The sequence below is a fragment of the Nocardia niwae NBRC 108934 = DSM 45340 genome (assembly GCF_001613465.1).
GTDB classification, from domain to species: domain Bacteria; phylum Actinomycetota; class Actinomycetes; order Mycobacteriales; family Mycobacteriaceae; genus Nocardia; species Nocardia niwae.
The window spans coordinates 724,589-743,085 of sequence record NZ_BDCK01000015.1 but is presented as its reverse complement, the minus strand read 5'-3'; the positions used below and the strand labels follow the sequence as shown (position 1 = coordinate 743,085).

Annotated in this window: 16 protein-coding genes; 8 read left to right on the top strand and 8 right to left on the bottom strand. The window is 67.2% G+C overall.

Annotated elements, in window-relative coordinates:
• Positions 1-51 precede the first annotated feature (51 nt).
• A complete protein-coding gene (locus NNI01S_RS07110) occupies positions 52-942 on the top strand; it encodes a manganese catalase family protein (protein ID WP_063018610.1) in 891 nt (296 codons plus the stop codon).
• Positions 943-1,046: 104 nt separating this feature from the next.
• Here NNI01S_RS07110 and NNI01S_RS07105 read toward each other — a convergent pair whose 3' ends face one another.
• From NNI01S_RS07105 to NNI01S_RS07085, 5 genes are all read right to left on the bottom strand, one after another.
• The gene (locus NNI01S_RS07105) at positions 1,047-1,313 is read right to left on the bottom strand and encodes a hypothetical protein (RefSeq protein WP_063018608.1); all 267 of its coding nucleotides are present in this window, start codon (positions 1,311-1,313) and stop codon (positions 1,047-1,049) included.
• A 96-nt stretch (positions 1,314-1,409) separates the two neighbouring features.
• Positions 1,410-2,720 carry an FAD-binding domain-containing protein gene (locus NNI01S_RS07100; RefSeq protein ID WP_063018606.1) on the bottom strand — a complete coding sequence of 437 codons (1,311 nt, stop codon included), beginning with the start codon at positions 2,718-2,720 and terminating at the stop codon, positions 1,410-1,412.
• A 161-nt stretch (positions 2,721-2,881) separates the two neighbouring features.
• The gene (locus NNI01S_RS07095; protein ID WP_063018604.1) at positions 2,882-3,565 is read right to left on the bottom strand and encodes a TetR/AcrR family transcriptional regulator; all 684 of its coding nucleotides are present in this window, start codon (positions 3,563-3,565) and stop codon (positions 2,882-2,884) included.
• Positions 3,566-3,703: 138 nt separating this feature from the next.
• Positions 3,704-5,515, bottom strand: a complete 1,812-nt coding sequence (locus NNI01S_RS07090; protein ID WP_063018602.1) for a CocE/NonD family hydrolase — start codon at positions 5,513-5,515, stop codon at positions 3,704-3,706.
• A gap of 811 nt (positions 5,516-6,326) precedes the next feature.
• Positions 6,327-7,550 (bottom strand): cytochrome P450 family protein, encoded by a 1,224-nt coding sequence (locus tag NNI01S_RS07085; protein WP_084488579.1) that lies wholly within the window; start codon positions 7,548-7,550, stop codon positions 6,327-6,329.
• 223 nt (positions 7,551-7,773) lie between these two features.
• On the opposite strand from NNI01S_RS07085, the gene NNI01S_RS07080 reads away from it, so the two are divergent.
• Positions 7,774-8,130, top strand: a complete 357-nt coding sequence (locus NNI01S_RS07080; protein ID WP_084488603.1) for a PNPOx family protein — start codon at positions 7,774-7,776, stop codon at positions 8,128-8,130.
• Positions 8,131-8,216: 86 nt separating this feature from the next.
• Positions 8,217-8,375: a hypothetical protein gene (locus NNI01S_RS34325; protein ID WP_157114623.1), complete on the top strand. Its 159-nt coding sequence runs from the start codon at positions 8,217-8,219 to the stop codon at positions 8,373-8,375.
• 49 nt (positions 8,376-8,424) lie between these two features.
• On the opposite strand, the gene NNI01S_RS07075 is transcribed toward NNI01S_RS34325, so the two are convergent.
• Positions 8,425-9,045, bottom strand: a complete 621-nt coding sequence (locus NNI01S_RS07075) for a TetR/AcrR family transcriptional regulator (RefSeq protein WP_063018598.1) — start codon at positions 9,043-9,045, stop codon at positions 8,425-8,427.
• A 233-nt stretch (positions 9,046-9,278) separates the two neighbouring features.
• Here NNI01S_RS07075 and NNI01S_RS07070 point away from each other — a divergent pair, with 233 nt between their 5' ends.
• From NNI01S_RS07070 to NNI01S_RS07050, 5 genes are all read left to right on the top strand, one after another.
• Complete coding sequence (locus NNI01S_RS07070) at positions 9,279-10,205, top strand: metal-dependent hydrolase (RefSeq protein ID WP_063018596.1); 927 nt, start codon at positions 9,279-9,281, stop codon at positions 10,203-10,205.
• An 11-nt stretch (positions 10,206-10,216) separates the two neighbouring features.
• On the top strand, positions 10,217-11,377 hold the full coding sequence (locus NNI01S_RS07065) for a DUF7802 domain-containing protein (protein ID WP_063018594.1): 1,161 nt from the start codon (positions 10,217-10,219) through the stop codon (positions 11,375-11,377).
• Between the two features lie 113 nt (positions 11,378-11,490).
• Positions 11,491-11,946: a peptide-methionine (R)-S-oxide reductase MsrB gene (msrB, locus tag NNI01S_RS07060; RefSeq protein ID WP_063018592.1), complete on the top strand. Its 456-nt coding sequence runs from the start codon at positions 11,491-11,493 to the stop codon at positions 11,944-11,946.
• Positions 11,947-11,990: 44 nt separating this feature from the next.
• Positions 11,991-12,458 (top strand): peptide-methionine (S)-S-oxide reductase MsrA, encoded by a 468-nt coding sequence (gene msrA / locus NNI01S_RS07055; RefSeq protein ID WP_439956118.1) that lies wholly within the window; start codon positions 11,991-11,993, stop codon positions 12,456-12,458.
• A 338-nt stretch (positions 12,459-12,796) separates the two neighbouring features.
• The gene (locus NNI01S_RS07050) at positions 12,797-13,378 is read left to right on the top strand and encodes a DUF2165 domain-containing protein (RefSeq protein ID WP_063018588.1); all 582 of its coding nucleotides are present in this window, start codon (positions 12,797-12,799) and stop codon (positions 13,376-13,378) included.
• 17 nt (positions 13,379-13,395) lie between these two features.
• Here the strand turns inward: NNI01S_RS07050 and NNI01S_RS07045 are convergent, their stop codons facing one another.
• Both NNI01S_RS07045 and NNI01S_RS07040 read right to left on the bottom strand, forming a co-directional pair.
• On the bottom strand, positions 13,396-16,299 hold the full coding sequence (locus NNI01S_RS07045) for a UPF0182 family protein (protein ID WP_063018586.1): 2,904 nt from the start codon (positions 16,297-16,299) through the stop codon (positions 13,396-13,398).
• A gap of 120 nt (positions 16,300-16,419) precedes the next feature.
• Positions 16,420-18,474 carry a trypsin-like peptidase domain-containing protein gene (locus NNI01S_RS07040; protein WP_063018585.1) on the bottom strand — a complete coding sequence of 685 codons (2,055 nt, stop codon included), beginning with the start codon at positions 18,472-18,474 and terminating at the stop codon, positions 16,420-16,422.
• Positions 18,475-18,497 lie beyond the last annotated feature (23 nt).

The window sequence follows — 18,497 nt, the reverse complement described above, 5'->3', positions numbered from 1 at the left end:
TTAGGCACCGGAAGTCATCTCGAACAGCCGACCGTACTGGTAAGGAGAGCGATGTTCACACATAACAAGGATCTCCAATTCGAAGTTCGCGTGGATCGTCCCGATCCGCGCTTCGCGACTCTGCTGCAAGAACAATTCGGCGGCGCCAACGGCGAATTGAAAGCCGCCATGCAGTATTTTAATCAGGCGTTCATGCTGCGCGGCAAGCATCCGAAAACCTACGACCTGTTCATGGACATCGCCACCGAGGAGCTCAGTCACCTCGAGATCGTCGGCAGCATGATCACCATGCTGCTCGACGGGCTCAACGACGATCTGAAGCAGGCCAACCAGCGGTGCGACTGGATGCCGGTGGTGGCGACGCCCGGCGGACGCGACCAGGTGATCCATCAGGTCGCGGTGAATCCGATGTACTTCGCGCTGAGCGGCGGCGGCCCCGTGGTGAAGGACTCCGCAGGCGTGCCGTGGACGGGTGCGTACGTCGACGCCAACGGGGAGCCCTCGGTCGACCTGCGCAGCAATCTGGCGGCGGAGTCGCGCGCCAAGATCGTCTACGAATATCTCAAACAATTCACCGACGATCCCGGTGTGCAGGACACGCTGTCATTCTTGATGACCCGCGAGATCGCGCACTTCCAGCAGTTCACCGCGGCACTGAACGAATTGCCGGTCAATTTCCCGCCCGGTGCGCTGCCCGGCGACGATCGGTTCCAGAACGTCGCGTTCAACATGTCCAACGGCGCCGCGAGCGCCCGCGGCCCATGGAATGAAGGCCAGGGACCGTGGCCGTCGGGCACCGAATGGCGCTACATCGACAACCCGGTCACCGACTGGCTCCGCTCCGACGACCGTGTGAATCACGGTGCCGAGACCAACCCGGAAGGCGAACCCGCGGTCCGCGGCACCAAGCCGTTCACGCACGAATCACACATTCCGGACTGACTGCGACAGGCCTGACGCCGGATCGCGACGGCAGCTCGGGCACCGACAGCGCGGCGCGCGGCTCCTCGAAGCCGCGCGCCGCCCGCGTCCAGGACACGGTCGAATCAGTGCTTCGGCTCGCTGATCAGGTCTTTGGCGCGATCCATCATCGCGGCGAACGGCCCGACCAGGACGTTCGCGGTGGCCGATTCCACGCCCGGATGGGGCCTCGTGGGCGCCATCGCCTCGGCGCGTTCGACTGTCCGGCGCAACCGCTGGAGAGTCTCGTCATCGAGTTGCTCGCGCAGCCGAATGAATTCCTCTCGTTCCTCGTGGTCGGCATGCGCGAGCACCGCTTCGCGCAGCTTGGCCGGCTCAACCTGGAATTCCATCGAGCTGATGGCGAGCGACTCCAGCCCGGCGAGTTGCTTCTCGGCCCTGTTCTCCTCCTCCAGCCGCGCATCGACGATGGCGCCGCCGACAGCCGGTTACGCGTGGACGCTGCCCGCGATGGGAGCGGGATACACCGAGGCCGGCACGCTGTGGCGCCACGGGCGATGGATCTCCGAACCCGGCAGACCAGCCAGTTCCGGTATCCAGCGCCGCACGTAGTTCCCGTCCGGGTCGTAGCGTTCGGCGGCACCGAGGGCGCCGGGATCGAAACGCCCCGCCTGCTGCCAGGTCAAGCGGTCGCTCGCGGCGTCGTCGAGCAGCCACCGGCGGAAATGTTCCGCGCCGACCCGCCAGTCCACTCGCAGCGTGGTGGTGAGGAAACCGGCGGCGATCACCCGGGCGCGCTCCGGCATCCATCCTTGCGCGGCCAGTTGCCGCATCCCCGCGTCGACGATCGGGTATCCGGTGCGGCCGTCACGCCAGGCGCCGACCACGACCGGGTCGTGCGCCCGCCGCTCGCCCGGATGATCGCCGGACCGCGCGATGTCGGCCCTGGCCAGCTCGGCCTGAGCGACGAGGAACTGGAGCTGGAAGTCGCGCCGGGCGAGCTGGCGGACGAACGCGCGTCCATCCGTCGTCGCCATGTCGGTGTGATACGCCATTTCGGCGGCGGACAGGCAACCGAAGTGCAGGTACGGCGACAGGCGCGCGCATCCTTCGCGGGTGAGGTCGCCGCTCGACCTGCCGCGTGGTTGTCGCCGGTCGGCCGTGCAGCCCCGCCACAGCGCACGACCGGTGATCTCGCCGCCCACCGCGAGCTGCGGTGAGATGACCGCGTCGCCGAGTTCGTCGAATCTCGGCACGGGATCGCTGTCGATGCGGGGCACGACCAATTCGGTGGGCTTGGCCAGCGGTCGTCGCTTCGGCGCCGCCAGCCATCGGCGGAAGTAGGTCGCGAAGTCCGGAACCTCGTCGTCCGGCCGGAGCTGAACGCAGTCGGAGGGATCCACGGCGGTGAGGGTGGCGGGATGAGTGTGCAGCAGGCAGCTGCGCCGCTCCAGCCGTTCGCGCAGTGCTCGAATCCGGCAGCGGTTGTACCAGGTGGCGTCCTCGGCGATGTGCACGCTGTCGGCGTGCACCTGAGCCGCCACCCGATCCACCGCATCGACATAGTCTCCGTGCCGGACCACGAGTTGTCCTCCGGCGCAGCGGAGTTCGGCATCGAGTTCGGCCAGTGCCGCGGAGAGGAAGCGGAGTTTGTTGCCGGCCGGGCGGGCGCTGCCGACGATACGGTCGTCGACGACGTAGAGCGGAATCACCGCCGCGCCCTCGCGTACGGCGGCCAACAGGACCGGATTGTCGTGGACGCGCAGGTCACGAGTGAAGAGTGCGATTGTTACGGCCATTCGAGGTTCTCGACGACAGGCATCCGTCGCGAGGATCGACGACGGCGGTATCGGACATTCGGCGGCGTGCCACGCCGATGCGGGCGGTATCGGAGTAAGGAGCTTTACGCCAATGCTGCGGGACAGCGGCTGTCATGTCAAGCGGCGCCGCGCGCGCCGGATCAGCGTTCGCGGAAGAGATCGGTGAGCCAGGGCTCCAGGTCGGCGCTCAGCGTGGTCAGATCCGGCTCGTCCGATTCGTCGAGCGCGTCGGCGGTGAGCTGGCGCACGGCGTAGACGACGGCCATGTAAGCGGTGACGGACAGAAGCGGCTGCCGATTCCCCGTCGCGCTTCGCACCAAGCCGCGGATGTACTCAGCGAACAGCCGGATCGACTTCCGCCTGCGCCGCCTCGCGGCAGGTCCGAGCGCGTCGATCTCCACCTGGTAAGCCCGAGCGACCACCAGATCGTTCTGCAGTGAACCCAGGTACTGGCCGAGCGCCTCGGCCACGATGGACCGCCGGTCCCGGCCGATCAGCTCGGCGCCGGTGAGCTGGGTCAGCAGCACTTGGATGAAACGGTCGTAGCCCGCGAAGACACACTCGTCCTTGTTGGCGAACGCGTCGTAGAAAGCCGCCAGCGAGACGCCGGCGCGCTTCGCGACGTCGGTGGGTCCGAAACCGGCGTAACCGCGCGCGGCCAGCAGTTCGGTCACCGCCACCAGCAGCCGTTCCCGCTGCGCCGCCATCACCTGCTCCCGCCCCAGATTGTGGCGGCCGCGCGGCAACGCGGCGGGAAGTGTGAAGAACACTCCGTCTCGCACCGGAACGATCGGTGCGTCGGCGTCGGCGGGCGCGGCGGACACTCCTGCAGACTACCGAGCCGGTCGCGCCCACGCCGAGACGAGCGGTCGCGCCCCAGTGGCCGCGATGCGACGGCCCGGGTCGTGCGTCTCTCGGGGTGTGGCCGGGTCCGATGCCGGAACCCCGGCCACATCCGATGGTCAGCCGAGCGGCAACTCCAGGCAGGAGGGCGCGCCCTCCGGTGCACTGATGGTGATCGTCGAGCCGACCCGGTTGACGCTGGAATAGAACGGGTCCATGCCATCGATGACCAGCATCACCCGGTGACCGTCCGGCAGGTCGTAGGCGGCGCCCTGCAACTCCCACGCGACGGTGGCGGGCAGATCCGTCTGGATCGTCTTCGGCTCGTGCGTAATGATTCTCGCCGAGCCGTCCTCGTCCACGTCGAGCAGGTAGGCCACGACCGTCGCCGACTCGTCGGAGCTGTCGACGGTCAATTCCAGCCGGGGGATGCCGCGAATCTGGCGGGCGACACCACCCCGCACCGCCAGCAGCGGTCCCGTCGACCAGACCAGGGCATGCTCCCGGTCGATCTCGCCGGTCCGATAGATCTTGGGATTGCCTGCCCACTCTTCCTGGCCGGTCGTCATGAGCTTGTCCATGGCGACGACCTCCGGTTCGGCGCCCACGACGAAGCTGCGCTGCCAGCCGGAGGCGATGTCGGGGCTCAGCGCTCCGTCACCACCCTCGCGCACATCGGTCAGCGACAGCGATTCGGTGTCGGTGGTGACGTCGGCCCACGACGCCTTCTCCTCGCGCCGCGCCGGTTCGATGATGACGTTCTGTCCGTTTCGCGACGCCGGAGTGGTCACGTACGTGAACATGACCTGGTTGCTGATCTCCGGCCATTGGTCGACACCGTTCTCCTCGCCCTTGAGATAGTGATCGAGCCAGGCATAGGCCTCCCGCAACGGCTCGTTCGGTCCGGCCCCGGCCGCGGGCGGCGCGATCAGGCCGGGGCCTTCCGGCGCCGCGTGATCGCCGATCCACATGTTCAAGCGTTTCGGACGCGGGAGCTTCTCGAAGGTCTCCAGCATCTGGTTCACCGGGAAAAGACCTTCGTGCCAGGTGTTCGAGAAGAACGTAGGAATCTCCCGCGACCCGACGTAGCGTTCCGGGGCACGGACGGTCCCCCACTCGACCACCGGGTCCATGTCGTCACCGACGGCGAACTTCGCCAGGATCTCCAGCGCCTCTTCGTCGAACTTCTCCTCCTGCGCGCCGCCGGTCAGGCCGATCAGGGCCTGGACGGCCCGCAGGTGTCGAGTGCCGTTGTCGTACATGCTGGTCGCGAGATTGCCCCAGGTGCTCATGGCGACGACGACGTCGACTCGGTCGTCCTCGGCGGCCACGAGCTGGCTGATCCCCGAGCCGTAGGACTCGCCCATGAAGGCGACGCGGCTGGGCGAGAGCGCGTCTATCGCGTAGCCGAGCACCGCGGAGCCGTCCGCGCGGTCCTTCGGACCGGCGACATCGACGGTGCCTTCGGACGTGCCGAACCACGGCAGGTTCGATCCCGGAAGGGCGGACAACCCGATTCCGCGCGGCGTGTAGGCCAGCACGTGGTAGCCCTTCGTCACGAGCGTGAGGTAGGCGTACTCGAACAGCGGCCACCCGAACGGTGTCCATCCCGCCGGGAAGACCACAAGCGGGCACGGCTGGGTGGTGGTCTGCCGCAGCATGTGCGCCGACAGCTTGATCCCACCGGACACTTCGATGCGCGGGAATGTCGGCACGGCCACGTTCAGCGCCCGGCCCACCAGGTCCGCCACCTCGCCGGGCACCAGCCCCTCGCCACTGCGCTCCCGCACCGCGGTCACCAGGTTCGATGCGAACTGCACTGCTTCCGGGCGGACCTGCCCCTGGGCATCCCAAGCACCCTCGACGGCGATGCGTGCGAGCTGCTCGGACGTGGTCCCGACGATCGGCACTCCTTGCGACATACGCGTCATCGACTCTCCTGCCAGTTGCTGCGGAACTGCGGACCGCAGCAGCGTGACATGACAAGTAATGGATTGTCCGTTGAATCGGCGAGGCGTTTTCGGTTCGCAACAGGCCGTTGACCAGCGGAAACGTTGCAATATTGGACTACCGGCCGCCTGCTTGGCGAGGTGCTGTCCCCTCCGCGCGTGCTGTGGACGAGGCGAACGTGCACCGACTGCCGGACCGTCCCCCAGCTCCCGGACGAGGCGATGATGTGCGTCGAACCTCAGGGCCGGAGCACGTACTTGCCGCGCACACCGCCCTTCGCGACCGCGCGGTGCACCGCCGCGGCTCGGTCGAGCGGCACCATGGCGTGCACGGCGCCGGGAGGCGGCCGCTCACGGTGGCATCGAGGAGCTGCGTGAGCCGGTCGGCTTCGAATCTCGTCTCCACCGCACGGACGGTGATATCGCGCTGCCCGGCGGGCGCCATCCCCGGCCGCACGCCGACGAAGAGGCCGCCGACGCAGACGAGGGCCAAACCCTCGGCCTGGAGCGCCGCAGCGTCGGCGACCGCGTCCCAGCCCGGCACGGCCACCGCGGTAGAACCGGCGCCGAGGCCGCGCACGAACGGGACGTATCTCTCCGCGAAACCTCATGTGCCTACGGCGAACGCACAGCACATCTGTGGTGACCGCAGCACGGTCGACAACTTCGCCGGTGCGGGTGAAAACGAATCGCCCGCGAACACCGCGCTGCAGAACGGTGAGCAGCCGGCGCGGCAACCGGACCTCCGAAGTCGTGCGCCCCGGGACCCGGTTGCCGCGCCGCCGAGCGGGACTCAGCCCTTGTCGGCACCCAGTTTGATCGGCACGGAGAGTGGGCCGACGGTGAAGAAGGACGGCGAGTACGGGATCTCGGCGGGGTCGATGGCGAGCTCCAGGTCCGGCAGTCGTCGATAGAGCGAGGCGAGCGCGAGCCGGCCCTCGAGACGGGCCAGGCCCGCGCCGATGCAGTAGCGGGGCCCGTGGCCGAACCCGAGATGTCCGCCCCGCTGCGGCCGGGTGATGTCGAACTCGTTCGCGGTTTCGCCGTACTCCGTCGGGTCGATCCCACAGGCTTGGTAGGCGACACCGACAGCCTTGCCCTTGGGGATGGTCACACCGCCCACGGTGACCTCCGTCAGGGTGAACCGCCAGCTGGTCATCATGACCGAATGGCGGTAGCGCACAGTCTCTTCCACCACGTCGGCCCAGCGGTTCTCGGCCTTCGCCAGAGCGAGCTGCTCCGGGTGTCGCGCCAGCGCCAGGATGGCGTGTCCGAGCATGTGCACCGTGGTCTCATGGCCGGCCACCAGCATGATCCACAAGACGGCGACCAGTTCGTCGGCCGTGAGCTTGTCGTCCTGGTCGCGCGCTTGCACCAGGCCGGTGGTGAGGTCGTCGCCGGGCTCCGCCTGCTTCCGGTCGGCCAGTTCGTACAGGTAGGTCATCAGCGAGTTCTGCGTCGCGAAAGCCTCTTCCGGCGGAGTGGTGTGCGCCAGCAGGGTCGCGGTCCAGCGCCGCAGCCGGTCGCGCTCCGGCTCCGGGACGCCGAAAAGCTCACAGATCACCGCCATCGGAAGCGCCTCGGTGAAGGTGGGTACCAGATCGACGCCGTCACCGGCGGCCACCACCTCGTCCAGCAACTTGTCGATGATCTGTTGCACGCGCGGCTCCAGCGCCTGCACCCGGCCCGGGGTGAACGCCTTGCTGATCAGGCCGCGCAGCCGCCGATGGTCGTCGCCGTCCTTGGTGGACAGATGATCGCCCTGCACGATGGCGCGCAGCGGCCAGTCCTCCGGAATCGAACCGTCGTGCAGGGCGGGCCAATGCTTCGGATCCCGGGCGAAGGTCTTGTTGTCCCCGGCGAGGATGTCGCGGACCGCGTCGTGCGTCAGTGCGAGGTAGGCGGGCACGCCGCCGGGGAACTCCACCTCGACCACCGGCGCGATCTCCCGGAGCCGGATACAGGTGTCCAGCAGATCCTCGTTCGCCGCGGGGAATGCGGGCAAGCTGGTTGTCATCGGTGTTCCCTTCTGTGCGTGCGCCTGCGGCCGTCATGACGACGGTCGTGCACGAGTATCGAGCCGGGTTCACCGGGCGTGCGGACCAATCCGCGATTCCTGCCTCCAACCGGAAGGCGAGTGTCACAAAACGGAATTCCGTTGCGCGTTCGCTGAACTGGAGCGAACTCCGCGCCGGTCAGCGGCTAGGGTGGCGGTGTTCGGAGATGTTCGGGAGGAAGTCGTGGGATCGAAGTCGGTGGCAGGACGCGCCGTAGGAGCGGTGAACGCCGGTGTGGTGGCCCTTCTCGGCGCGCCGGTGCTCGGGAAGCTGCTGGGCAAGGGTTTCGTGGAGATCACCTATGTGGGGCGCCGGTCAGGCAAGACGTTCAGCACACCGGTGAACTACCGGCGCAAGGGGGACCAGCTCGTCATCGGCGTCGCCATGCCGGACAAGAAGACGTGGTGGCGCAACTTCCTGGGCGAGGGCGGCCCCATCACGCTGCATTTGCCCGGCGCGGATCGACGCGGGCATGCGGTAGCGCACCGCGATGAACGCGGCCGCGTCTTCGTGAACGTACGCCTCGACGACCAGGGCTGAATCACGCTCCTCTCTCGTCATCGGCGGACGACGCCGTCAGGAGACAGGCTGTAGCGCGCGGTGCCGATCGAGCTGAAGGACGCCGCGTGAGTTGCGATTTCGCCGCTTGGGAGGGCGATCCACCGGTCGACGACTCGGCGGCGTCCGAGCATGCGGCGGCCGGGGTGGCGGCCTACGCCGCCGAGCGCGCCGAGGCGCACTGCTTGGTGTGCTTCGACGGCAACGGCGACCGGCTCCTGACGTGACGGCGGCGCTCCGCTCGCCGAGCCGGGCCACCGCGATGATCCCGCGGGACTAGACGCTCGCCGACGGCTTCACCTGAGCGACGATCGCGGCGCCCATCCACCGTCGTAGATAGCGCCGCAAATCGTTCTCGCCGCGCGGCGGATTGCCCGGGGAGATGAAGAACGACTGCATCGTACGCAGCACGTATTCGACGAGCTCGTGCAGCGACTCGTCGTCGTACCCGTAGCGGGCCCAATCGACGTCGAAGCGTTTGATCATCGTCATCCCGAAGGCCTGCGCCTCCTCGGAGGTCAGGCTCTCCGGATGCACGTTCGAGTAGGTGCTCGACAGCAAGATGCCGAGATGAGGTGTGCGGCGCACCTCGGCCAGGGTGTACACCACGCCCTCGGTCATCGCTTCCACCGCCTCCTCGATCCCGCTGACATGCCGGGTGAGCCGATCGAGAAAACCGTCGACCGACGCCATCGCCGCGGCCGTCATCAGCGCGTCCGCACTGGGAAAGTATCGATAGACCGTCTGACGGATGACCCCCAGCGACTCCGCGACATCGGCGATGCTGATCTCCGAACCCGTCTGCCCGATCAGCTCGACGGCGGCGGCGACGATCCGGCGAGAAGCTTCCTCGTCGTCCTTCGGTGGACTCCCGCCCCACCCGCGCCTTCCTGCCACTGCCCGCTTCCTCGACTCGACGCCCGTCGTCTGCGAACTGCCTGGATGGCAAGCCCGCCGACCATCCGGATCAAGGGCTCGACCGTATCACAGGGCGTTCGCGGCTCGGGGTCGGCGCGTCGATTTTGATCATACACTCGAACCATTGTGTGTATGATCAGCTCCACCGAAGCTCGGCGCATCCGCGCGGTGCCGCCGGACCGGTTCATTTCCGAAAGTCGAGGTATAGCCACGTGACCGATCTGCAAGTCCGGAAGATGCGCTTCGCATTCGCGGATTACGACGTGCCCTTCTTGTGGAACGAAGAGAATCCGGCCTTCTCGTCCATGGCCAACGCGGTGTCCCTCCTGGCGATCGGCTTCGAGAAGATGATCGTCAACATGATCCGCGAGGCCATGCCCCTGATCACCGATCCGGAGGTCGCCGAAGAAGCCGACGCCTTCGTGCGCCAGGAGGGTCAGCACTCCACCGCCCACCGCCAGCACGCCAACGCCCTGATCAGGCGCTATCCGGGGCTACAAGAGACGCTCAACGAAGTGATCGCGGAATTCGACCGCCTCACCGTGAACACCTCGGTCGAATACCGGCTCGCCTATACCGCCGATCTGGAGGCGACCTTCACCCCGGTGTTCAAACTGATGCTGGACAACGACGCGACCCTGTTCCGGCCGGGAGACGACCGGGTGGCCTCGCTGTTCATCTGGCACTTCGTCGAAGAGGTCGAACACCGCAGTTCCGCGCTGATCATCTTCGACTCCGTCGTCGGCAGCGACGTGTACCGCATGCGCATGGCGCCGTCGATCTTCCGTCACGTGTTGAAGGTCATCCGGTTGGCCTGCGTGGGATTCAACAAGCATGTGCCGCTGGAGGAGCGGAAAGTCGACGCGCTATCGATGTTCGCGAATTACCGGCGCGGACAGAAGCTGCGCAAGTGGCTGCCGTTCCTGCACGCGGAGGACAATGGCCCGATGCCGCGTGCGTTCGACCATCTCCCGCTCGGCGAGCAACTCGTCGCGCTGGCGGGCATCATCCGCAGCCAGTTGCCGAAACACAACCCGGACCACGAGAAGCTGCCCGCGCTCGCCGACGTCTGGTTCGAGCGCTACGAGGCAGGCTACGACGTCTCGCACTGGTACACCGCCGACGCGGTCGCACCCTAGGAGCCGGACCGATGGCTGATCATTGCGCACCCACCTTCGACCGGCTCGCGACGGCACTCGGCTTCTCGTGCGAGGAGGCAGGCGGACCGGTCGGGATACGGAACCCGTTCGCGTTGGAGAACTGGACGCTGCCCGTCCTCGAGTTCACCATCGTCCTGGGCGCGATACTCGCGCTCGTCTACGCGATCTTGCGATTGCGCCGCCACGGCGATCCCACCAATCTGGTGCTCTGGTTCGGCGCGACCGCGTACCTGTTCATCATCGAGCCGCCGCTGTACTTTCCCGCGGCGTTCGGTATCGATGCGCACGTCGACACGATGTTCGCGCACAACTTGTTCACCGTGGAATTCCTCTGGGGCCGATTACCGCTCTACATCGTCGCGATCTATCCGTTCATGGCGACACTGGCATTCGAGATCGTCCGGATGCTCGGGGTCTTCCGACAGTACGGAGTTCTCGTCGGTTCCGCTTGCGTGGGCTTCGTCCACCATGCCTTCTATGAGATCTTCGACCATCTCGGCCCGCAGCTGCGCTGGTGGGAATGGTCGACCGACAACCCGATGAATCAGCCGATGTTCGATTCGGTGCCGCTCCCGAGCGTGGTCGTCTTCGCCGCCCTGTGGCCGATGTCCCTCGCGTTCTGCGTGCAATTGTTCGTCGGCCGTCATGTCGAGCGAGGGCGAGCCTTCTCCGGACGGGAGTTGATCGGGCGCACGATCGTCATCGGCGTACTCGCGTCGCTGGGGACCGCCGTGCTGCCCCTTCCCGCGACGGTGTTCGGCATGGGAAGCACGGCGGTGCGCGGCAGCCTCTACGCCGCCGAACTGGTCGTCGTCACCGTCGTCGCCGTCTTCGTCCTCTGCCGTCAATGGCTGCGGCTACGGCGCGACGCGGCGGACGCAGTGCCCTATAGAAACGACTTCATCCGTATCTACAGCGTGGTGTACCTGTGCGTGATGGCTTTGCTCTGGGTGACCGCGTTGCCCGAGTTCTTCGGCGCCGTCGATGGGGTGACCAGCGAAGGAGACCCGATCGGCAATCTCTGGTACACCCTCGCCTGCTTCGTTGTCGCGATCTTCTGCGTGCTCGCCGTGTTCACGGTGCCGCGCAGAAAGGCGGCGGAAAGCACGGTTCCTGCCGCTGCGGCAGCAGCCGCGAGCCCCACGGCGTAGCGGGAATCCGGGAACGGTGGGGCGGTCGGGCGGAACGGAGTGTGACGCCCGGCTCGCCGGGATTTTCCGGCCGGGCGCGCGGGTTGTACCTGGGGCTGATACGAGGAGGTCATGTGGCACGGGAGTACAACCGGAATCCCGCGGTGGTCGCCGCCTTGTCCCCTGAGCAGTACCACGTCACTCAGGAGAACGGGACCGAGCGGCCGTTCACCGGCGAGTACTGGGACAACCACGAGCCGGGCATCTATGTGGATGTGGTCTCCGGTGAGCCGTTGTTCGCTTCGGTCGACAAGTTCGACAGCGGATCCGGATGGCCGAGCTTCACCAAGCCGATCGATGCCGGGCACGTGGTGGAGAAACGGGACTTCAGTCATCTGATGGTCCGGACCGAGGTGCGTTCGGCCTACGGTGACAGCCATCTCGGGCATGTGTTCACCGACGGCCCCCGCGCGGCGGGCGGCTTGCGGTACTGCATCAATTCGACAGCGCTGCGGTTCATCCACCTCGACGACCTCGAGGCGGAAGGCTACGGACAGTACAGGACTCTCTTCGCGAAGGAGGAGGCGTGACCGACACGCGGAAGGCGATTCTGGCCGGTGGATGCTTCTGGGGCATGCAGGACTTGATCCGCAAGCAGCCAGGAGTGGTGTCGACGCGCGTCGGCTACACCGGTGGACGCAACGACCATCCCACCTACCGCAACCACCCGGGCCATGCCGAGGCCGTGGAGATCGTCTACGACCCGGCGGGGACGGACTACCGGGAGCTGCTGGAGTTCTTCTTCCAGATCCACGATCCGACGACGAAGGACCGCCAAGGCAACGACCTCGGGACCAGTTACCGTTCGGCGATCTTCTATCTCGATGACGACCAGAAGCGGATCGCTTCGGACACCATCGCCGATGTGGACGCCTCGGGCCTGTGGCCCGGCAAGGTGGTCACCGAGGTGACCCCCGCGAGCGAGTTCTGGGAGGCCGAGCCGGAGCATCAGGACTACCTGCTGCGCTACCCGGACGGCTACACCTGCCACTTCCCGCGGCCGGGGTGGAAGCTGCCGAAACGGCAGACCACCGCGCAGTAGAGCAAACCGCTCGGTGGGATCGAACCTCCGGTACCCCCGCTGAGGCTTTCGACCCCACAGCATGCGACTGCGTCACCGTTCCGGGTGGCGCAGTCGCCGCGTTTCCCGGCCGATAGCTCGTAGTCGATCCGGGCGCATCTTCACCGCAGGACGGTGCCTGGACATCGAGGGCCGACCAGCCGCATGGAGAGCGGAACGGCTTGGGACAGAGCGGTTCTCGACGCATCGCCACCGCGTCCGGCTCCCCCGCCGTGGGGAGGGCCGCGCGCCTCGCGCCGATATGATCGTCGACGCCGTCAAGTCCGGACATTCATGCCAGTCGACCCGAGGTAGGCCAGATGACGCGCAGCGGCGCAGAGGTTCTCGATGTGGTGGGCAGCCGGCGCATGGCGGTGGCGACGCTGGCCACCATCACCGGCTTCTACTACCTGTTGGTCGCGTTCACCAACTGCGTGGACACCGACACCAACCGCAACGGGGTGGCGGCCGTGCTGTCGATGAAGGCCACGATCCACAACCCGGGCACGGACTGGCGCGCGATCACCAACGGCAATGTCGCGCTCGTCGCCTACATCCTGGTGGTGATCTGGGAGTTCCTGATCGCCTTCGTGCTGCTGGCCGCGGGGGCCGCGTGGGTGCGGGAGCTGAGCGGACGGCCGCGCCGGATCCGAGCCGGTCTGGACGTAGCCGCGAAACTGTCGAGCCTGGGCTGGACGATGGCGGTGCTGCTGTTCGCGGGCGGGTTCCTGACCATCGGCGGCGAATGGTTCCGCATGTGGGCCAACGACGATGTGAACGCGTCGTCGGCCGCGCTGCAGAACTTCCTGATCGCCGGCGTCGGCCTGGTCCTCGTTCACCTGCCGGACGCGCAGCCCGCCCCGGCAATCGAAGGTTCTTCGGCCGCAACCGAATCGGAGTAGGTCGGGAAACGCGAGCGTCAGCGACCGTTGCGCTCGAGTTCGTTCAACTGCTTCTGCAGACGTTCCAGGGCGGCCCGGATTTCGTCGATCTGCGCGTTGAGTTCGGCGATCTTCGCGCGATCGGGCGGCGCCGCCTGCGCGGGCGGTTGCGCTGCGGGCGGCGCGGCGGGCTGTTGACCCGGAGGCAGTGGCGCGCCGGGACCGCCGCCGGGCGGTGTGGCGAACCGGCCGGTGCCCGGACCGAAGACCTGGTCCAGCGCCTCGGCGAGGGTGGGCGCGTAGCCAACGAGGACGCCGCCGGTGCCGGGCTCGCGGTAGCTGACCAGCACCCGCGCCAGCTGCGGGAACGTCGACGCGTTCGGTGCGGTCGAGATGCGCTCGGTGAAAAGCGGCTCGGCGTAGAGAACGCCACCGTCGGCGATCGGCAGAGTGAGCAGGTTGCCGTACTGGATCCGGTTCGAGCGCTCCAGCAGCGTCCGCTCGGACGCCACTCTGGTGTCGGAGATCATCGAGTTCTGGATCTGCTGCGGCCCTTGGGTGAGCGTGTCGGTGGGCAGCTGCAACACGCTGATCTTGCCGTAGTTCTCGGGATCGGAGCGGACCGAGACGTAGGCGGAGAGGAATTCCCTGTTGTATCCGACCATCGCGCTGGCCAGCCGGAACGAGGGCTCGGCGCTGCCCTGATCGCCGACAAGGACGTAGAACGGGGGTTGGTGCGGGTTGGTTTCCACGGTGGGGTCGCTGGGGACCGACCAGAAAGCGTTGGTGGTGAAGAACTCTCGCGGTTCGTCGACGTGATATTTGGCGAGCATCTCGCGCTGGATCGTGAACAAGTCCTCCGGATACCGGAAGTGAGCGCGCAACTCCGGGGTGATCGATTCCTCGGGTTCGACCGTGCCGGGGAAGACCTTCATCCATGCCGCCAGGACGGGATCGTGCCGATCGACCTGGTAGAGAGTCACCGTGCCGTCGTATGCGTCGACGGTGGCCTTGATGGAGTTGCGCACGTAGGAAATCTGTCCCGGGGAGCCGCGGTGGCTGTCGTCGCCCGGCTCCAGGGCTTCCAGCGAACTGCGCTTGGCGTAAGGGTAGCCGTCGATCGCGGTGTACGCGTCGACGATCCAGACGATGCGGCCGTTCACGACCGCAGGGTAAGGGTTGTTGTCGGTCGTCAACCACGGGGCGACGAGTTCCACCCGATGACGCGGATCGCGATTGAAGATGATCTTCGACTCGGGACCGATAGCCTTCGAGAAGATGATGTTGCGTTCGGTGTAGGTCACGGCGAAGGCCAGGCGGTCGAGCCAATTCCCGATCGGGACACCGCCCGCGCCGGTGTAGGTGTACTTGGTGGTGTCGGTGTCGTACTCCCGGGGCTCGGTGCCACCGCCCACGATGGCGTAGTCCGGGCTGGCGTGGGCGATCACTTCGCCGAAATAGACCCGCGGCTGATCCACTCGGATCACTTGATGCCCGGACGCTTGCGAGGCGATGTCGCCGACCGCGTAGATCGGGTACCCGCTGTTGCTGCTGGCGGCATCTCCCGCGGCCTCGCGGACCGCCGCGTTCACCCGGTTGGCCGGTGCCGCGACGAATCCGTTGCCGTGCGTGTAGACGGTGTGCCGATTGACCCAGTGGCGCTGGTTGCCGCTCAGTGCGCTCGGGGTCAGCTCGCGGGCCGCGACCACGTAGTCGCGGAGTTGCCCGCCGATGCGGTAGCGATCCAGATCCAGATGCGGGGGGAAGCTGTAGAAATTCTTCAGCTGTTGCTGCTGGGTGAAGGTCCGGGAGAGCACGTTCGGGTCCAGCAGGCGGACGTCGGCGAGCGTGGTGACATCCGCGGGAACCTCCGACGGCGGCTTGCTGCCGACGCCGGAATAGGGCTGGTACTCGACCCGATCTCCGCCGATCCCGTACGCCTGCCGGGTGGCCGCGATGTTGCGTTCGATGTACACGCGCTCCATGTCGGCGGCGTTCGGCCGGACGGAGAACTGCTCGACGGCCAACGGCCAGACGGCGCCGACCAGGATCGACGACAGCAGCAGAAGGGCGGCGGCCATCGCCGGTATCCGCAGGTCGCGTACGACGACGGCGGCGAAGACCGCCGCAGCGCAGATGAGGGCGATCGCGAAGAGGATCAGGCGAGCGGGAAGCACCGCGTTGATGTCGGTGTAGCCGGGGCCCGCGAAGGTCGGTTCCTTGCTGCGGCTGGAAAGCAGCGAATACCGGTCGAGCCAGTAGGCGATCGCCTTCAAGAGGATGAACGCGCCGGCGAAGACCGCGAGCTGGACGCGGGCCGCGTGGGTGAGCCCGCCCGCTTTCCTGGACAGTCGCAGCCCGCCGAGCAGGTAGTGGGTCACCAGTCCGGCGACGAAGGCGAGGACGACGGCGATGAACAGCCAGTTGACGACGAAGCGGTAGAACGGCAGGTCGAAGACATAGAACCCGACATCGTGCCCGAACTGCGGATCCGGCACACCGAAGGACCCGCCGTGGAGAAACAGCTGGACTGTCATCCAGCTCGACTGCGCGGCGAGGCCGCAGATGAGCCCCACCGCGGCGGCGATGCCGAGACCGAACCGCAGCGGCCACCGGACCACCAAGGCCCGATACGGCCGGAGGCTGTCTTCTTCCTCGGACTCCGGCACGAACAGCGGGCGGAACCGGAAGGCGAGCCACATCGCGGCGAAGAGAACGCCACCGACGACGAGTGCGATGACGAGGAACAGCGACAGCCGGGTGAGCAGCACAGTCAGCCAGACACCGCGGAATCCGACTTCTCCGAACCACAGCCAGCCGACATAGGCTCTGATCAGCCTGGGGACGATCAGCAAAGACGCAACGAATACCGTGGCGGCGATCACCAGCACCCTGGTGCTGCGATGCAACCGCCGCAGGCTGGGGCCGTCGCGCGCGCTCATATCCCACTCCCGTGGCCGCTGCCCGGCCGAACGACGGCCGAGGGGAACCACCAAGCCCGATACTACCGGCGTGGGTGGCCCCGTCGCGCCCGATCATGCGGGGTCAGCGGTCGCGGACGGTCAGATCGGCGCGGACGCGAGGCCCTCGTGCACGACCTTGGCGACAGCGGGGTGGCCCAGGTATTCGGCGATGCTGTGCGGACGGTCTTTGGGGTTGTCCACGGGGAACTCCTGGAGCTGTCCCTGCCAGGTGTCACGCAACGGGCATCCGATCGCGATCGGGTCGACGGCGGCCCACGTATTGGTCCAGTTGCGGACGCGTTCGGGCCGGTGCGGGCCACGCACCAGGAGTTTGTCGTGGACCGCGTCCAGACCCAGTGGGCTTCCGGCGGTGACCAGCACGGCGACGTCGAGTTCAGGGGCGAGCCGGGTGAGCAGATCCATCGCGACGACGGTCCCCAGGCTGTGGCTGACCAGTACCAGCCGCCCCGCGGGAGGCACGGTCTCGAGCACACAGGCGAGCACGTCCTGCCGGATCCGCTCGTCGGTGAGGTAGGTGGCGACGTCCCGGAAGACCTGCGCGATGATGATGTCGTCCACGTCGCAGCGAGCGGCGATCCAGCTGAGCTGCCGCTGCAGTTTGCCTACGAGCGCGCTGCCGAACGACCCGAGTCCTTCTTCTGCCACGGGCTCCTGGTTCACCGGCATTCCGGCGTCCTCGGCCGCTCCCTGCAGGAGTTCCTCGTACACGCGACGGCCCTGCGCTGTCGCCGGCGCCATGGCCTCGGCGCGGTCGACGGCCATGGTCTCGGGGTCGACGACAGCTGCCTCCCGGGTTTGCAGCAACGTTGCCAGCCGGTCACCGTAGAAGGGGAAGTAGGCGTCGGCGGGGTCGATCGGGTTGATCCCGGCTAGGGTCAGACCCTTGTTGAGCCCCGCGGTCCACTCCCGCCGCAGCACCTCCGGGTCGTGGCCCTGCTGGCTTCGGCCGTGCAGGAAGAGCAGGTGACTCGTACCGCCGAACGCGCCCGGTCGCGCGACTACTCCGCGGAGGAATCCCGTGCTCTCGCGCGGCATCGTGGCGCCCGCCTGCTCGACGCGAGGCTCGGAGGGAGTCACCGGAGCGGCCGAAACGCCGGTGAGCCCGGAGGCGGGGCCGAGTTCGGCGAGCAGTTCGCGGTGGCGAGCCGGGAGCGGCAGTGCGGCCAGATGCGCGAGAATCACGCTGATGCGCACACCCTCGTTGGCGATCCAGGCGATCGCGTCGTCGCCGTCGTCGCGGTGCCACACGGTGCCGTCGCGCCGCAGCGTCCGTCCTTGCCCGTCGGCGCGCGGGACGCCGGAATGGTGCAGCGCGACGACCTCCCACTGGTCGTTGAAGACCGGAGACCCGGAGTTTCCCGGCTCGGTGTCGGTCGAGTAATGCAGGAAGTGATCCAGCTGCAGATCGAGCTGGTTCTTGCGGATTCCGATTTCCTTGAGCCGGCCCATGGGGTGGCCGATGATGTTCATCGCCTCGCCGATGACGATCTTGCCTTGGTCGGCGATCAGGTGATTCCACCAGCCGACGACGTCCCCGGCCGGCTTGCCGTCGGCATCGGGCCGCACGAGCACGAGGGTGAAGTCCAGGTGCTCGTCGGTGACGAAGAAGCCGGGGTCGAGACGGAATTGCCGCGGGCGACCGGGAGTGTTGTCGATCGTCGTCTCGGCGCCGAATTCCACGACGACCTGCCGGACGGAGTCCTCGTCGGGCAGGACGTGGTTGTTGGTCAGCAGCAGCCTGGGCGAGACCAGGAATCCGGTGCCCATCGGGATCTCACGTCCGTTGCGTACCTGGGAGATGCGCGCGACCGCACCGGCGGTGCGAGCGCCACGGGCGAGGAAGTTGGCCGGTTGCAGCTCGTTGCTGGCCCCGATCATCCGCTCCAGGGTGCTGATCCGGTCCGCGGGCTCCGTGCGGCCGACCGCGATGATGGCTTCGATCGGTACGTCGCCACCGGCGGCCAGCCGCTGTGCTCGAGCGCTGATCTGTTCCGCCGAGTCGACAACGCTGCTGTCCTTGACTTTGCGAAGGTGCTCGATGTCCTCACGCTTGGTCTCGGTTTGGAGGTAACGCCGGCCCGCGGCCTGGATCTGCTCCACCCACGCTGCCCGGCTCTGCTCGTGTAGATTCATCGCCCACCCGCCTGGCCGTCTCG

Bases quoted from the DNA above. Each gene is read 5' to 3' on its own strand.
- NNI01S_RS07110 (WP_063018610.1), top strand. From the start codon at position 52: ATGTTCACACATAACAAGGATCTCCAATTCGAAGTTCGCGTGGATCGT.
- NNI01S_RS07105 (WP_063018608.1), bottom strand. From the start codon at position 1,313: ATGGAATTCCAGGTTGAGCCGGCCAAGCTGCGCGAAGCGGTGCTCGCG.
- NNI01S_RS07100 (WP_063018606.1), bottom strand. From the start codon at position 2,720: ATGGCCGTAACAATCGCACTCTTCACTCGTGACCTGCGCGTCCACGAC.
- NNI01S_RS07090 (WP_063018602.1), bottom strand. From the start codon at position 5,515: ATGACGCGTATGTCGCAAGGAGTGCCGATCGTCGGGACCACGTCCGAG.
- NNI01S_RS07085 (WP_084488579.1), bottom strand. From the start codon at position 7,550: ATGACAACCAGCTTGCCCGCATTCCCCGCGGCGAACGAGGATCTGCTG.
- NNI01S_RS07065 (WP_063018594.1), top strand. From the start codon at position 10,217: ATGGCTGATCATTGCGCACCCACCTTCGACCGGCTCGCGACGGCACTC.
- msrA (WP_439956118.1), top strand. From the start codon at position 11,991: ATGCAGGACTTGATCCGCAAGCAGCCAGGAGTGGTGTCGACGCGCGTC.
- NNI01S_RS07050 (WP_063018588.1), top strand. From the start codon at position 12,797: ATGACGCGCAGCGGCGCAGAGGTTCTCGATGTGGTGGGCAGCCGGCGC.
- NNI01S_RS07045 (WP_063018586.1), bottom strand. From the start codon at position 16,299: ATGAGCGCGCGCGACGGCCCCAGCCTGCGGCGGTTGCATCGCAGCACC.
- NNI01S_RS07040 (WP_063018585.1), bottom strand. From the start codon at position 18,474: ATGAATCTACACGAGCAGAGCCGGGCAGCGTGGGTGGAGCAGATCCAG.